Origin of the sequence: Actinoplanes aureus, assembly GCF_015704865.1 — a bacterium.
Taxonomy (GTDB): Bacteria; Actinomycetota; Actinomycetes; order Mycobacteriales; family Micromonosporaceae; genus Actinoplanes; species Actinoplanes aureus.
Genome location: NZ_JADQTO010000022.1, coordinates 22,750 through 37,693, shown reverse-complemented (window position 1 = coordinate 37,693; position 14,944 = coordinate 22,750). Strand labels below are relative to the sequence as shown.

Here is a 14,944-nt window from a genome sequence, read left to right as displayed (position 1 = left end):
ATCAGGTTCACCCGGTCGATGAGGTGCTCGACCCCTTTGCTTCGATCGAGCCGTATGTAACCATGGTTTCACCCACTAGACTAGTAGGGAATGTCGACAACTGGACGCCAGTCATGTAACCGTGGTTACATGTCCGCGTCGGAGGGTGGTCGATCGTGGTGACTGTCGAAGCGGGCGGGCCGGGGCGCTGGGTGTTGCTGGCGTACCGGATGCCGCGGGAGCCGTCGCGGCCGCGGATCGCGGTGTGGCGCAAGCTGGAACGCCTCGGTGTGGCCCGGCTCGGCGACGGCCTGGTCGCGTTGCCGGCCGACGCCCGGACTCGGGAGCAGCTCGACTGGATCGCCGACGAGATCCTCGAGGCGCAGGGCTCGGCGATGGTCTGGCTCGCTACGCCGTCGACGCTCGGCCAGGAGCAGCAGATAGCCGAGGCCATGCAGACGGCGCGGGCGGCTGAGTATCAGGCCGTGGTCGATGAAGCCGTCGCGGCTCGGTCGGGATCCGGATCCGAGCGTGCCCGGGCGGTGCGGCGGCTGCGCAGCGAGCTGCACAGGATCGCTCGGCGTGACTTCTTCCCGCCGCGCGAGCGGGAAGCTGCCCGTGCCACGGTGCAGGCGCTGGCCGACGTGGACGTTACCGAGATCGCCGAGCAGGAGCAGTCATGAAGTGGGCCACCCGCGCCGGAGTGCACATCGACCGGGCCGCGTGCGCCTGGCTGATCCGCCGGCACATCGACCAGGACGCGGTGTTCGTGTTCGTCTCCGACCCGGCCGCGGTGCCGGCTGACGCGACGCCGTTCGACATGCGGGGTGTCGACCTGGGACACCACGGCGGGGACTGCACGTTCGAAACCATCCTGCGCCGCTACGAGCTGCACGACCCGGTGCTGTGGAAGATCGCCGAGATCGTCCACGAAGCAGACATCGACGATGAGCGGTTCGACGCTCCGGAGGCGCCCGGCCTCGACGTGATCCTGCGCGGTCTGTCGATGGTCTGCGACGACGAGCAGACCCTGCAGTTGACCGGCCCGATGTTCGACGGCCTCTACGAGTACCAGCGGCGTGCGCTGCTGCTCAACCGCCCGCCCGCTTGATCCGTGGGAGTACCCAGATGACCAGCATTGACCCTCAGCAGAGCGTGGCACCCGAGGCCGGCCAGCACGATGTGGTTCCGTTCCGGGACGCGGTTCGTGCCTGGTTCACGATCTCGCTGCAGACCTTCGGCGGCCCGGCCGGACAGATCGCGGTCATGCAGCGGCACCTGGTCGACGAGCACCGCTGGATCGGCCAGAAGCGCTTCCTGCACGCTCTCAACTACTGCATGCTGCTGCCCGGCCCGGAAGCCCAGCAGCTGGCCATCTACGTCGGCTGGCTGCTCAACGGCCTGCGCGGCGGCCTTGTTGCCGGCACCCTGTTCGTGCTGCCGGGCATGGTGGCGCTGCTCGCCCTGTCGGCGATCTACGTCGGCTTCGGCGACACCACGGTGGTCACCGCCGTGTTCGCCGGTCTGGCGCCGGCGGTGGTCGCGATCGTCGCGCAGGCGGTGTGGCGGGTCGGCAGCCGTGCCCTGAACAGTCCGCTGCTGGTCGGCTTCGCCGTGGTGGCGTTCGTGGCGCTCGCCGTGTTCGGAGTGCCGTTCCCGATCGTGATCGCCCTGGCCGCGCTGGCCGGCTGGGCGCTGCACCGGTGGCGGCCGCAACTGGTCACGAGCGGTGGCGGCCACGGCGGCAAGCCCGACGGGCCGGAGCCGCTGATTTCCGACGACGCTCTGCACCATGACCGGCCGTCGACCCGGCGTGCCATGAAGATCCTGGTGGTGGGGTTGTTGGTGTGGTTCGTACCGGTGGCGGTGGTCGCGGCCATGACCGGGGTCGGCAGCATCTTCACCCAGCAGGGCCTGTTCTTCTCGGGCACCGCGGTGGTCACCTTCGGCGGCGCGTACGCGGTGCTGGCGTTCGTCGCGCAGCGGGCGGTCGAGTACTACGGCTGGCTGTCGGCGGGCGACATGGTCCGCGGCCTGGCCCTGGCTGAGACCACGCCGGGCCCGCTGATCATGGTGGTGCAGTTCGTGGCGTTCCTCGGCGCGTTCCACAATCCGGGTTCGCTCGACCCGTGGGTCGCCGGTGTGGTGGCGTCGCTGCTCACCACCTGGGTGACGTTCGTGCCCTGCTTCCTGTTCATCCTGCTCGGCGCACCCTATGTGGAGCGGTTGCGCGGCAACAACGCCCTGTCGGCCGCGCTGACCGGCATCACGGCCGCCGTCGTCGGGGTCATCGCGAACCTCGGCCTCTACTTCGCGGTGAACACCCTGTTCGCCGAGACCACGACGATCACCACCGGACCGCTCAACCTGCAGGTGCCCGAGTGGGACACGGTGCGCTGGGTGCCGGTGGCCATTGCGATCATCGCCGGTGTGCTGATCTTCAAGGTGAAGTGGTCGGTGCTGCGGGTGCTCGGCATCTCGGCGGCCCTCGGCCTGGTCGCCGGGCTGGCCGGTCTGCCCGGCATCTGAGCCCGCCGCCGTGACGACCACGGGAGGCCGGCCGCGATTGCTGGTGCCGCTGCTGCCGTACCTACGGCAGGTGGCGGGTCTGCTGGTGATCGGTTCGGCGGCCGGCATCGTCATGAACATCGCGGTGGTGCTGCCGGCGGTGCTACTGGGCCGGGCCGTCGACACGGTGCTGGCGTACGCCCGCGGCGCGACCCCGTTCGCCGAGGTCACGCGGGCAGTGCTGCTGCTGGTCGCCGGCACGCTGGCGACCGAGGTGCCGCGGATCGGCAAGCGGTACTGGCTCGGGGTGGCCAAGGCCCGCATCCAGGCGACGCTGCGAGCGGACGCCGTACGCGGTGTGCTGGGCTGGCCGGCCGAGCGGCTGCATCGCACGTCGGTGGGCGATGTGATGACGCGGGTGATCGGGGACGTCGACGTGATCGGCACCGGCGTAGGCGAGATCATCGTGGAGACCTGGGACACCGTGCTGTTCTCGCTCGCCTTTGTGACGGCGATGCTGCTCTACGATCCGACACTGAGTTTGTGGGCGCTGGCACCCGTACCGATCGCCCTGGTTCTGGCGAAGTTGATCGGTGCGCGCGTCGCGCGCCGCACGCTGCGCGCCCGGCAGGCCGACACCGCGGTCACGCAGCTGGTCCAGGAGGGCTTGACCGCGGCGCGGCTGCTGACCGTGTACGGTCGGCGCGCCGCCTACAGTGAGCGCGTCGCGGAGCTGGCCCGGGCGCGGGCCGGCGCCGAGCTGGCGGCCGCCCGGTTGGACACCGGACTGGCTCCTGTATACGGCACGCTGGTCACCGCGGGCATCGTGCCGATGGTGTGGATCGGTGGGGAGCGCGTCGCCGCCGGGTCGCTGACGGTCGGCGGTTTCGTGGCGTTCCTGCAGCTGTTCGTGCGTTTCACCGGCCGGGCGCATCGCATCCCGCTCATGGTCAACCGGGTGCAGGCGGCGGCCGCGGCGTTCTCGCGGATCGACCCGCTGCTGGCCGCCGCGGCCGCACCGGCCGGGCCGGCGTCGCGGTGGCGACGCAACCACATTGACGCCCCCGCGGTGGAACCGCCGGTTGAGCGGATCGCCGCCGGGCCGGCGAGCGTGTGCCTCGAGCGAGTGCGTTTCTCCTACCCCGGTAGTGCCGGCGTCGCGCTGGCGGACATCACTCTCGACATCGAACCCGGCAGCGTCGTCGGCATCACGGGTCCGGTCGGCTCCGGCAAATCGGCGCTGGCCCGGCTCATCGTCGGCCTACATGCACCGGGCCGGGGCCGGGTCCGCGTCGACGGGCAGGACCCGCACACGTGGACTGCCGCGCAGCGAGCCGGCGTCGGGTACGTGCCCCAGGACTATCCGGCGTTCTCCGCGACGGTGGCGGAGAACATCCTGCTGCGGGGGAGCGCATCGGCGTTGGGGGTGGACACGGCCGTCGCCGTCTCGGATCTCAGCGTCGACGTCGCGGACATGCCGGACGCGCTGTCCACGCAAGTGGGCGCGCTGGGCGTACGCATCTCCGGTGGGCAGCGACAGCGCATCGCGCTGGCCCGCGCCCTGGCGGTATCGCCGCGTCTGCTGGTCCTCGACGACCCGTTCAGCGCGGTGGACGTGGACACCGAGGCCCGGATCGTGGCCGCCCTGCGCGAGGCGGTCGGCCCGAACGCCCCAGCCCAGCATCGAGCGACGATCGTGCTGTGCTCCACCCGGCTCGCCGCGTTCCCGCATGCCGACCAGGTGGTCGTGCTCGACGGCGGACGGGTCGTGGAGCACGGCCGGCACGACGAGCTGATCGCCGCCGACGGCCTGTACGCGCGGATCTTTCATGCCCAGCCGCATCGCGACGAGCCGGCGGCATCGCGATGACCGGCGCGAACGTGGGGCTCGGCCGGTGGCTTCGAGAGCTCGCCCGGCCGTGGACCGGCCGCCTGCTGTTGATCGCCGTCGCGGTGCTCGGCGCCGCGCTGCTCGATGTCGTCCCGCCGCTGATCGCCCGCTACGTCATCGACGAGCGGATCACCGTCGGCCGCACCGACGGCCTGGCCGCGGCCGCGGCGCTCTATCTGGCGGCAGTCGCTGCCGCCCACCTGCTGACCGCCGCCTACGGCTACGCCGCGGTCACCATCGCGCAGCACACCCTCGCCGGGCTGCGTCACCGGCTCTTCGCGCACCTGCTGGCGTTGCCCGCGAGCTACCACGACCAGGTGCCCACCGGGGACTCGATCAGCCGCTGCACCGCCGACGTCGAAGCCATCGACGACCTGTTCTCCACCACCGGCACGCGGCTGCTCGGGGAGACCGTACGGCTGCTCACCGCCGTGGCCGCCATGCTGGTGCTCAGCCCTGCACTCACGCTGCTCGCCGTACTGATCGTGCCGCTGCTGATACCCCTGACCAGCTACCTGCGGCGCCGGGTCCGCGCCGCCGAACGGGACGCCCGGTCCGCCGTCGGCACCCTCAACATCCACCTGCAGGAGACCCTCGGCAACGCCGAGACGATCCGCGCGTTCGGGGCGCACAGCTATTTCACCGAGCGTTTCCGGCAGGCGCTGCTCGGCTGGCTGGGCACCGTGAACCGGTCCACCGCGTTCAACGCCTTCTACGCGCCGGGCGTGAGCATGCTCGCCGCCGTCATCACCGCCGCGCTGCTCTGGATCGGCGCCCGGGGCACGACCGAGACGACCGGCATCACGGTCGGCACGCTGACCGCCTTCGTGCTGCTGTTCGCTCGCTTCTTCACCCCGCTGATCGCCCTCGGCGACGAATGGCAGAAGGTGCAGGCCGCCCTCGCCGGCGCCGAACGGGTCTTCGCGGTGCTCGACACACCCGCCGTCCGCAGCCGCAGCAGCTCGTGCGCGGCACCGGCGCGGGACCGCGGATCGAGGTTCGTGACGTCTGCTTCGGCTACCACCCGGGCCAACCGGTGTTGCAAGGGGTGAGCCTCACCGTTGGCGCGGGCGAGCACGTGGCGATCGTCGGCCGTACCGGTGGCGGCAAGAGCAGCCTGCTGAGCCTGCTCGCCGGTCTCTACCGGCCCTGGTCGGGCAGCATCCGGCTGGCCGGCTACGACTCGCGCGCCGTCGGCGACGACGATCGGCGCCGCCTGGTCGGCGTCGTCCCGCAGACGGTGCAGCTGTTCACCGGAACCATCACCGACAACGTGACCTTGGGCGATCCGCGCATCAGCATCGAGGAGGTCCGCCGCGCGGCGGCGATTACCGGCGCGGACGCCTTCATCGAGGCACTGCCGCAGGGGTACGACACCGAACTGTCCGGAACGCTCGAACTGTCCGCCGGGCAACGGCAGCTGCTGGCATTGACCCGAGCCGTGGTCGGCGACCCGGTCGTGTTGCTGCTCGACGAGGCCACGGCCTCCATTGACGGGTCCAGCGACGCTACGTTACGGGCCGCCCTGCACCGTCTCGCTGTCGAACGCGACACCGGCATCCTGACCGTCGCGCACCGGCTGTCCACCGCCCGGCAGGCCGACCGGATCGTCGTGCTCGACCGGGGCATCGTCATCGAGCAAGGCACACCCGAGCGGTTGCTCGCCGACGGCGGCCGATTCGCGACGCTGGCCGGCCTGGACGCGTGGACGGCTGCCGAACGTTGACTCGAGTTCGGGGCCACGTCCGTGCCGCCTACCGCGTATTTGCACGACTGTCGTTCTCAGTGGGCCTGAGCTGGATGACCGGCTGGTGAGTTCCCAACGGCTGCGGTCATCGCTGAGGCAGCAACCCAGCCTGTGTCACCTCGAGCAGGCGCTGGCGTGCGGCCGGCGACGGTAGTGCGGCTGCGGCCGCCAGTGCGTGCAGGCAGTAGGTGGCGAGCTCGGCGGGAGGTACGTCGGCGCGAGCGATTCCCGCGTCGGCGGCTTGCGTGATGACGTGGGTGACGAGGTCGTGTAGTCGCTGACGGGCCGGTGTCATGTGCTGCGAGTGGTGCAGCGCCATGGTGAGTTCCGTGCCGTGGCCGGGCGGCTGGCCGCCAGCATGACCGCCATGGTCGCGGCCGGTGCTGGACAAGGCAAGGTAGGTGGACAGCACGGCCTGCAGCCGTTCGCCGGCATCCTCGGTCGCGGCGGCGGCCTGCGCGAGTTGATCGAGATGCTCGGTGACCTGGCGTTCATGCCAGGCGACCAGGATGGCTTCCACGTCGGGGAAGTACTTGTACAGCGTCGCCCGGCCGATGCCGACGTGCTGGGCGATCTGCGACATGTTCACGGCCAGGCCGTGCTCGCCGACGAGCGCAGCGGTGGTGTCCAGGATCGCGGTGTGCACGGTCCTGCGATGTTCCTCGACAGTCGAGTCCCACAACTTCGGCACCCCTTCATCGTACGCATTGCCGCGTCGACGTCACTATGCATATGCTCAATACAATCTGTATCGCAAAGTTCATCGAAGGGGATAGTGCCGTGGGGCAGGTAGGAAGCGGGCCGCGGCCTGGTGAAGGCATGCCGCGGTGGGTGAAGGTCTTTCTGATCGTCGGCCTGTTGGTAGCGGCCATGATCGCGGTAGCTGTGCTGGCCGGGCACGGTCCCGGCCGGCACATGGACCAGGGTCGGGCAGTTGCGGCCATGGCGGGTGGCGGCGGGTCGTGAGGGGCCGTCCCGCGCGTCGGGCCGTGCTCGTGCTGCACATCGCCACGTCCGTGGGGTGGCTGGGTGTCGTGGCCGCCTCAGTGGCACTTGCTGGTCTGGCGATCACCACTGATGATCCACGCTCGGTGGCGGCGGTATATCTGATCCTGGAACCGCTGGGCTGGACCTTGCTCGTCCCCTTCGGCCTCGCGAGCTTGGTCACCGGCGTGACGCAATCCCTCATCACGGTGTGGGGACTGGTGCGGCACTACTGGGTCCTGATCAAACTGCTGCTCAACCTGTTCGCTGTCGCGGTGCTGCTGCTGTACATGCGGACACTTGAGGTGCTCGCCGACGCCGGCCGTGCCGCCCTGAACGACGGACTGCCGATGCCCGCGAATGCGTCGCCGTTGATTCATGCGGCCGGGGCGGTCGTTCTGCTCCTCGTCGCGGTAGTGCTGTCGGTGTACAAACCGCGCGGACTGACCCCGGTCGGCAGTAGAGCCGGGTGATCGATGCGGCACTGTCGCCCGGGTTCGGGGCGGTCCTCGTCGGGCGAGCGCGGGCCGGGCGCTACCGCCTCGCGGCGATCATGCTGCTGATGTGGCTGTTCACGGCCATCCGCAGCCGCCGCCCGGTGCTCTCGCCGTGCGTCTTGCGGGTGCTCTCGCCACGAGCGCCACCCGATCGAATGGCAGGCCTGACTCTCGCTTCGGCAACGGTGCTGCGCATATAGGAACGCCACCTCGACGGCCACTCCCATGGCCACGCCGAGGCGTCCGCGCGTACCTGAAAATGTCGAAAGGTAGAGACCTGCAATGATGCGTTCTTCCGTGCTGCCCGAATCCGTTCTGCGCCGTGGCTTGCTGGCCGGCGCCGCCGTCACCGCCACACTCGTGCTGTCGGCCTGCGGCGTCAGCGACCATTCGTCGTCCGACTCCGGCATGAACCACGGCGGGGCCGCCCCGTCGGTGGCGGCCTCGGCGGTCGGCACGTTCAACGATGCCGACGTCACCTTCGCGCAGTCTTCGCTGAGGAATCATGGAACCGCTCCATAGGTGAGTTCAGAACCTTTCGCGGACAGCAATAAACGGCCGCCGGACAAGCGACATAGTTCTGCAGGCGCAACGGGAGAAACTCGGTCCAGCTATGCAATGGTCACCCATCGCGCATTCGCGGGACGTCGCCTATTTCACAATCATCCGTCAACGGCTGAGAAGGTCACAATGCCGAGGTCGCGCTGTGTCCGAGATCTACCTCGTCGGTGATCCGGGCCAGGTTTATTCGGCCTGTTTTATGCGGCGAGCTCGGCGTGCTGGGCAATGCCTCTGCCGCTCAGAATTTGGCGAGTGTCGCGACAAATACTACGAACCTGGAAGTTCGACTATTTGACTAGGCGTCACCGGCGCCGTCGACAGGCGTACGGTGCGCGTCGGTCGCCCGCTGCTGCTCGCACATACAGGGCTGGAGGTTGCGGCCGAGGTGGAGCGGGCCGTCGCGGCCGGGCTCGTGGTCCTTGCGGTGGCCGGCGCCGGCTGCGCACCGTGCCCGGTCATCCGCTGCAGCCCCCTCTATCTCTTGCAAATGGAAACCGTTATCGTTTGCATGTACGGAGTCCTCGTCAGTCGGGAGTGCATGGTGGGCCATGTTCTATTGGTGGAGAGCTGGGTCGGGGCGATGAGCAGGTTGCTGCCCAGGGCGATACGGGAGTCGGGGCACCGGTTCACCTTCCTGACGCGGAACCTGCATCACTACCTGCGGGCCAGTTCCGCCGAGGGCGTTCATCCGCTGCTGGCGGCGGACAACATCATCACCGCCGACACGAATGACGAGGCCTCGTTGCTGCCGCAGATAGCGCGGTTGCACGAGGTGATGCGTTTCGACGGAGTGATCACCTCGTGTGACTACTACCTGGGCACCGTCGCGCGGCTCGCCGCGCACCTGGGTCTGCCCGGCGCACAACCCGAGGCGGTCGAGCACGCGTATCGCAAGGATCTGGCTCGCAGGCGCATGCACGCTGCAGGACTTGCCGGGCCGGCGTTCGCCGTCGTCGAAGGCTGGCCGCCGCTGCGTGACGCAGCCCGAACCTTGGGGTTTCCGCTGGTGGTCAAGCCGGTCGACCTGTGTGCGGGCATGTTCGTCCGGCGTGTGGACGACGAGGTGCAGTTGCGGGAGGCGTTCGACGCGCTGGCCGGGTTCCCGGTCAATGCCCGTCAGCAGCCTCGGTCGCCGTTGGTGCTGCTGGAAGAGGTCCTGGTCGGGCCCGAAGTCAGTGTGGAGACCGTCACTGTCGATGGGCGTACCACCGTGGTCGGGGTGACGGACAAGAGCCTTGCGGGTGAGCCGTGGTTCGTCGAGAGCGGTCACATGTTCCCGGCGACGATCACTCCGGCGGCGACATCCGCGGCGGCGGACATGGCGGTGGCGGCCTTGGCCGCGGTGGAGTTCGACCTGGGGGTGGCGCACACCGAACTGCGGTTGACCGAGTCCGGGCCCCGAGTGATCGAGATCAACCCGCGGCCGGCCGGCAATCAGATCACCGAGCTGGTGCGCCGGGTTACCGGTGTGGATCTGCCTATGGTTTACACGCAGCTGGCTCTCGGTGAGCTGCCGGACATCGCGGCGACCGACACGGGGGTTCGCAGCGCCGCTATCTCCTTCCTGCTGCCGCCGAAGGCGGGCACTGTCGAGCGCATCGACGGCACCGCGGCGGTAGCTGAAGCAGCGGACGTGGTGGATTGGGCGGTGAAACCGGCTGGGCACCGAGCCGCGGATGCCAGCAGCAACAACAGCTACCTCGGGCACGTCATGGTGGTCGACACCAATGGGCCGGGCGCACGCCCGCGAGCAGAGGAACTCGTCGCCGGGCTCGAGGTCCGGTTCGCCGATGAGCGGGTCGAGGTGCCCGCATGATCATCTCGCCCGGGGTGTGTGCCGGCTACACATCGGTGGACGAGCTGCTCACTGCCATTCGCGGCGGCCGCCATGGGGTGGACCCGGAGACGGTACAGGTCAGTGTGGGATTCACGACGCGGCAAGGGGTTCGGCATGCCGGACGGGGTCGTGGTTACCGCAATCAGGTGCTGAGTCTGCGGGTGGGCGCGGCGGTCGGCTCGTGCGCCGTGGAGCCGGATCAGCTCGACGACGAGTCGGTGTTCGCCTGCGTGGGACGCAGCGTCGCGGATCTGCTCGGGCATCCCGATCCGGCGGTACGGATCGCCGCGGCGGACGCGTACCTCGCCGAGATGCGCCCGCATGCCTCCACCGCCTCCGACGTGGTGACGATCGCTGCTGGTAGTTCGCTGGAGAAGTCGGTGGCGCGGGCGTCGGCCGTGATCGACCTGCTGCCGGTGACAGCGGGGCAGCGGGTGCTGGTCGTCGGCGTCGTGAATTCCCTGCTGCATCAGCTCAGGCAGCGGGGTGTGGCGTATCTGCCGTGCGACCGTGCGGGCGGCAGTACGGAGTGGGACGAGCCGTGCCGGCCGGACGCCGCCGGCCTGCTCGACGACTGTGACGCGTTGCTGGTGTCGGGCATGACGGTGGGCAACGGGACCTTCGACGCGTTGCTGGAGCATGCGCGCCGTACCGGTAAGCCGATGGTGGCTTTCGCGCAGACCGGCAGCGCGCTGCTGCCATGTTTTCTCGGCGCCGGGTTGAGCGCGGTGTCGGCGGAGCCGTATCCGTTCTTCTGGCTCGACGGCGGTCCGAGTACCGTCTACCGCTACCGTGCCCCGGCTGGTGTGCGGTGCTGACCACCGCACCTGCCGGCGGCGCCCCTCACCTGCTGCGGCTGCTGGGGCAGACGCCGGTGGCATTCGTGGACGCGCCGATGCCGTTCTCCCACAACGGCTTTCACGCCAAACTGGAGTACCTGAGTCCGGGCGGGATGAAGGCGCGGGCCGCCGTCGCGATGCTGCAGGCGGCGCGACAGCGCGGTGAGCTACGGCCGGGTGCCACGGTGGTGGAGTCGACCAGTGGCACCCTCGGCGTCGGGCTGGCCTTCGCCGGCCAGGCGCTCGGCCATCCGGTCGTGCTCGTCGTCGACCGCGACATCGACCGATCGATGCGTACGCTGCTCACCGCCTACGGAACCACGGTCGAGGTTGTCGACCAACCGCATCCGGTGGGCGGCTGGCAACAGGCACGCCTGGACCGGCTGCACCAGCTTCTCGATCGGCTTCCGGGCGCCTTCTGGCCGGACCAGTACCACAATCCTGACAACGTCACCGGCTATCGCGCGCTCGCCGACGAGCTGGTGACTCAGTTGGATGTCGCGGATGTGCTGGTGTGCAGCGTCGGCACCGGCGGGCACAGCGCCGGGCTGGCACGCGAGTTGCGCCGGCACTGGCCCGGGCTGCGGCTGGTCGGCGTCGACACCGTCGGCTCGACGATCTTCGGCCAGCCAGCGCGGCCGCGGTTGATGCGCGGGCTGGGCAGCAGCATCTATCCCCGCAACGTCGACTACCGGGCCTTCGACGAGGTGCATTGGATCGGCCCGGTGGAGGCGGTCGACAGCTGCCGCCGCCTGGCCCGCACCGCGTTCGTCACCGGCGGATGGAGCACCGGTGCGGTGGCCCGGGTAGCCGCGTGGATCAGCCGGATGGAATCCGGCGTCCGGGTGGTGACGGTCTTCCCGGACGGGCCGCACCGCTACCTGGACTCGATCTTCGACGACGCGTATTGCGCCGCGCATGGCCTGCTGGCGCCGGCGCCGGCGCATCCGATCGAGATTCCGCACCCGTACGCGGTCGAGGTGACCCGGTGGAGCCGCTGCCGCACAGTGCTCGACCCGGTGGCGGTGGCGGCGTGAAACTCACCTGGCACAGCTACCGGCTGACGCTGCGAGAACCGCTGCGGATCTCCCGCTCCACGATGCACGCCCGTGACGCCGTGCAGGTGGACCTGTCCCACGACGGCGTCACCGGGTACGGGGAGGTCGTCACCAGCGTCTACTACGGCTTGGACCTGGACGCCATCGAACAGTTGCTGACCGGGCTGCAGCCGCGGCTGTCCGGCTACGACACGCCGGAGGCACTGCTCACCGATCTACCCGAACTGGCCGGCCAACTACCGGCGGGGGTGCTCGCCGCTGTGGACGCCGCCGCCCACGATCTGATCGGCCGCCGCGACCGGGCTCCGGCCCATCAACTGCTCGGCCTGCCTGCCCCGTCTGCGACGCCGACCGCGTACACGATCGGCTTGACGGCGCCGGCGCACGCCGCGGACACAGCCCGGGCGTTGGCTCGCCGCGGCTTCCAGGTGATCAAGGTGAAGGCCGGTGATGATGCCGACCTGGCCCGGGTGGCCGCCGTGCGGCAGGCTGCGCCGCAGGCCCGGCTGCTGTTGGATCCCAACGGTGCCTGGACGCCGGAGCAGACTGTCCGGCTACTAGAACAGCTGAGCCGGCACGGCGTGGACGCGGTCGAGCAGCCTATCGCCCCCGGCACCCCGCAACGGCTGGCCTGGATCAGCGCCCGCACCGAGATCCCCGTCATCGCCGACGAGGACGCCGCCACCGTCGCCCACGTGCACGCCCTGGCCGGCGCCGCCGCGGGTGTCAACATCAAGCTGGCCAAATGCGGTGGCATCGGTGCCGCAACGCGGATCATCGACACGGCACACGAGCATGACATGGACGTCATGCTGGGCTGTCTGGTCGCCAGTTCGCTCGGCATCGCCCCGGCCGTGCACCTCGCCGGCCGGGCACGATGGGTCGATCTCGACGGCCACCTGCTGCTACGTGACGATCCGTGGACCGGCGTCGGCGGCCACGACGGGATCCTTCGCCTGAGCGGCGAGCCGGGCCTGGGCGTACGGCCGGCCCGATGACCTCCACGTGGGCTGCGCTGCGCAGCTTCCCGCTGCCGATCCGACTGCTGGTGATCAACCAGTTCGGTGTGAACCTCGGCTTCTACCTGCTCCTGCCGTACCTCGCTGGGTATCTCGCCGACGATGTCGGGCTGTCGGTGGCGCTGATCGGTGTCGTGCTGGGCGTACGCAACCTCAGTCAGCAGGGCCTGTTCCTGCTCGGCGGGTCGGCCTCGGACCGGCTCGGCGCTCGTGGCGTCATCATTGCCGGCTGCGCGCTGCGCAGCGTCGGGTTCGCCCTGTTCGCCTTCGGCACCGCCCTGCCGCTGCTGTTGACCGCGTCGGTGTTGACCGGGCTGGCCGGCGCGCTGTTCAACCCGGCCGTACGCAGCTATGTCGCACAGGCCGCCGAAGACCGGCGTGCGGAAGCGTTCGCCCTGTTCAACGTGTTCGCCAACGCGGGTGCCCTGCTGGGCCCGCTGCTGGGCAGCGCGCTGTTGCTCGTCGACTTCCGTACCAGCGCGATGGCCGCCGCCGCGGTGTTCGCGGTACTGACTGTGGCGCAGGCGATATGGCTTCCCGTTCAGCGGGTCGTGTCCAGCGGGGCCACGGTGCTCGGCGACTGGCGCACCTGCCTCACAGACCGCCGATTCCTCGCCTTCAGCATGGCGTCGGCCGGCATGTTCGCCCTGCAGACCCAGCTGTACCTGGTGCTGCCCGTGCAGGCTGAGCACGTGACCGGGCTGCCCGTTGCGGTTGCCGCCCTGTTCGTGGTGTCGACGCTCGCCACACTGCCCCTGCAGGTTCCGGTGACACGGTGGTTGCAGGCCCGCTGGGACCGGGGCCGGTGCATCCTGGTCGGGTTCGCCGTGATGGGGGCCGGGTTCCTGCTGCCGCTGCTCGACGTCCGCGATGCGGGGCCGGTGCCGCGCCTAGTGCCGGTGCTCGGCGCTGCGGTCCTGCTGGCCGCAGGGGTGATGATCGCCCAGCCGTTCGTGCTGGAACTCATTCCGGCGTTCGCGCCCAGCGGTCTCACCGGCACCTACTTCGGTCTGTTCTATCTGGTGTCCGGCCTCGCGGCGGCCGCCTGCACCACGGTCATCGGCGCGACGGTTGACACCACTGCCGACGGCGGCGTGCCCGCCACGGCATGGCTGCTCACCGCCGCTGTCGGCATCGGCAGTGCCGCCGCCGTGTGGCTGCTGCGCAGGGCCCGCAAGCTCACCCCCTCTGCTTTCGCCACGGATGGATCATGAACGAGCGCAACCTGCTCACTGACAACCCGCACCTGTACGAGCAGCAGTTCCCCGACCCGGACCATGTCGCGGCCCGGTTCGTCGACGACCTCGTACGCCGCTTCGCCGACCGGGCCACGCGACCGATACGGCTGCTGGACGTGGGCTGCGGCACCGGCCGCGACGCCGGATACCTCCACTCCCACGGATACACCGTCACCGGGCTGGACACCTCGCAGCCGATGCTCGCCTACGCCCGGCATCGGCACCCGGGGGTGCGGTTCCTGCACGCCGACATGCGCACCTTCGACCTGCCCGACCGTTTCGACGTGGTGACGTGCCTGGACAGTGCGATGCTCTACTGCCACACCTCCGCCGAGATCACCGGATTCCTGCACCGTTGCCACCGGCAGGTGCGGCCCGGCGGGCTACTCCTGGCGGAGATGCGCAACGGCGCGTTCTTTCTCGGCAACACCGAACTGCTCGACGGCACCCGTACCCGGTCCGTCACCTGGCGCGGGATTGCCTACAAGTCACGGACCCGGCTGTGGATCGACCACGCCGCGCAACTGCTGCGCCGCGAACGAGTCTGGACCTGGCCTGACGGTCCTGAGCCGCTGGTACAGATCTCTGCCTGGCGACTGCTGTTTCCTGCCGAGCTGCGGCACTTACTGGAGACAGCGGGGTTCGACGTGCTCGCCCTGTTCGACGCCCCCGGACCACGCACGGACCCGCCATGGAACCCGGACACCGACCTGTCGACTGCTCTGTCCGGCGACCGCCTGCACGTGGTCGCCCGCCGCCGCAACGACGCGGCCTGATCCCCTCTGC

The 14,944-nt window shown here is 69.7% G+C and carries 16 protein-coding genes; 15 read left to right on the top strand and 1 reads right to left on the bottom strand.

The genetic code is table 11. The features are described 5' to 3' along the window. Positions 1 to 155: 155 nt before the first annotated feature. The 6 genes from I4J89_RS34965 to I4J89_RS34940 are packed head-to-tail and all read left to right on the top strand — an operon-like array spanning position 156 to position 6,104. Positions 156 to 662, top strand: a complete 507-nt coding sequence (locus tag I4J89_RS34965; protein ID WP_309238598.1) for a Chromate resistance protein ChrB — start codon at positions 156 to 158, stop codon at positions 660 to 662. Further along, positions 659 to 1,090 carry a chromate resistance protein ChrB domain-containing protein gene (locus I4J89_RS34960; protein WP_196418434.1) on the top strand — a complete coding sequence of 144 codons (432 nt, stop codon included), beginning with the start codon at positions 659 to 661 and terminating at the stop codon, positions 1,088 to 1,090. The genes I4J89_RS34965 and I4J89_RS34960 overlap by 4 nt, the downstream gene beginning before the upstream one ends. Before the next feature lie 17 nt (positions 1,091 to 1,107). Beyond that, on the top strand, positions 1,108 to 2,508 hold the full coding sequence (gene chrA, locus I4J89_RS34955; protein WP_196418433.1) for a chromate efflux transporter: 1,401 nt from the start codon (positions 1,108 to 1,110) through the stop codon (positions 2,506 to 2,508). Between the two features lie 10 nt (positions 2,509 to 2,518). Continuing rightward, complete coding sequence (locus tag I4J89_RS34950; RefSeq protein ID WP_309238597.1) at positions 2,519 to 4,357, top strand: ABC transporter ATP-binding protein; 1,839 nt, start codon at positions 2,519 to 2,521, stop codon at positions 4,355 to 4,357. Then, on the top strand, positions 4,354 to 5,430 hold the full coding sequence (locus I4J89_RS34945) for an ABC transporter transmembrane domain-containing protein (RefSeq protein WP_196418432.1): 1,077 nt from the start codon (positions 4,354 to 4,356) through the stop codon (positions 5,428 to 5,430). The genes I4J89_RS34950 and I4J89_RS34945 overlap by 4 nt, the downstream gene beginning before the upstream one ends. After that, on the top strand, positions 5,427 to 6,104 hold the full coding sequence (locus I4J89_RS34940) for an ATP-binding cassette domain-containing protein (protein WP_196418431.1): 678 nt from the start codon (positions 5,427 to 5,429) through the stop codon (positions 6,102 to 6,104). Before I4J89_RS34945 ends, I4J89_RS34940 begins: the two co-directional genes overlap by 4 nt. Before the next feature lie 106 nt (positions 6,105 to 6,210). Here I4J89_RS34940 and I4J89_RS34935 read toward each other — a convergent pair whose 3' ends face one another. Beyond that, the gene (locus tag I4J89_RS34935; RefSeq protein WP_196418430.1) at positions 6,211 to 6,816 is read right to left on the bottom strand and encodes a TetR/AcrR family transcriptional regulator; all 606 of its coding nucleotides are present in this window, start codon (positions 6,814 to 6,816) and stop codon (positions 6,211 to 6,213) included. A 128-nt stretch (positions 6,817 to 6,944) separates the two neighbouring features. On the opposite strand from I4J89_RS34935, the gene I4J89_RS34930 reads away from it, so the two are divergent. The 9 genes from I4J89_RS34930 (at position 6,945) to I4J89_RS34890 (ending at position 14,934) form a co-directional block, all read left to right on the top strand. Beyond that, positions 6,945 to 7,091, top strand: coding sequence for a hypothetical protein (locus tag I4J89_RS34930; RefSeq protein WP_196418429.1), 147 nt, complete (start codon positions 6,945 to 6,947; stop codon positions 7,089 to 7,091). 23 nt (positions 7,092 to 7,114) lie between these two features. Continuing rightward, positions 7,115 to 7,582 carry a DUF2269 domain-containing protein gene (locus tag I4J89_RS34925; RefSeq protein WP_196418428.1) on the top strand — a complete coding sequence of 156 codons (468 nt, stop codon included), beginning with the start codon at positions 7,115 to 7,117 and terminating at the stop codon, positions 7,580 to 7,582. Positions 7,583 to 7,903: 321 nt separating this feature from the next. After that, positions 7,904 to 8,128, top strand: a complete 225-nt coding sequence (locus I4J89_RS34920) for a hypothetical protein (RefSeq protein ID WP_196418427.1) — start codon at positions 7,904 to 7,906, stop codon at positions 8,126 to 8,128. Positions 8,129 to 8,495: 367 nt separating this feature from the next. After that, positions 8,496 to 9,983 carry an ATP-grasp domain-containing protein gene (locus I4J89_RS34915; protein WP_309238596.1) on the top strand — a complete coding sequence of 496 codons (1,488 nt, stop codon included), beginning with the start codon at positions 8,496 to 8,498 and terminating at the stop codon, positions 9,981 to 9,983. Then, on the top strand, positions 9,980 to 10,822 hold the full coding sequence (locus tag I4J89_RS34910; RefSeq protein WP_196418426.1) for a Rossmann-like domain-containing protein: 843 nt from the start codon (positions 9,980 to 9,982) through the stop codon (positions 10,820 to 10,822). Before I4J89_RS34915 ends, I4J89_RS34910 begins: the two co-directional genes overlap by 4 nt. Further along, positions 10,816 to 11,880 carry a PLP-dependent cysteine synthase family protein gene (locus tag I4J89_RS34905; protein WP_309238595.1) on the top strand — a complete coding sequence of 355 codons (1,065 nt, stop codon included), beginning with the start codon at positions 10,816 to 10,818 and terminating at the stop codon, positions 11,878 to 11,880. The genes I4J89_RS34910 and I4J89_RS34905 overlap by 7 nt, the downstream gene beginning before the upstream one ends. After that, positions 11,877 to 12,899, top strand: coding sequence for a dipeptide epimerase (locus I4J89_RS34900; protein ID WP_196418424.1), 1,023 nt, complete (start codon positions 11,877 to 11,879; stop codon positions 12,897 to 12,899). The genes I4J89_RS34905 and I4J89_RS34900 overlap by 4 nt, the downstream gene beginning before the upstream one ends. Next, positions 12,896 to 14,134, top strand: a complete 1,239-nt coding sequence (locus I4J89_RS34895) for an MFS transporter (RefSeq protein WP_196418423.1) — start codon at positions 12,896 to 12,898, stop codon at positions 14,132 to 14,134. Before I4J89_RS34900 ends, I4J89_RS34895 begins: the two co-directional genes overlap by 4 nt. Then, entirely contained in the window at positions 14,131 to 14,934 is an 804-nt protein-coding gene (locus tag I4J89_RS34890; protein ID WP_196418422.1) for a class I SAM-dependent methyltransferase, read from the top strand. The genes I4J89_RS34895 and I4J89_RS34890 overlap by 4 nt, the downstream gene beginning before the upstream one ends. Positions 14,935 to 14,944: the final 10 nt, after the last annotated feature.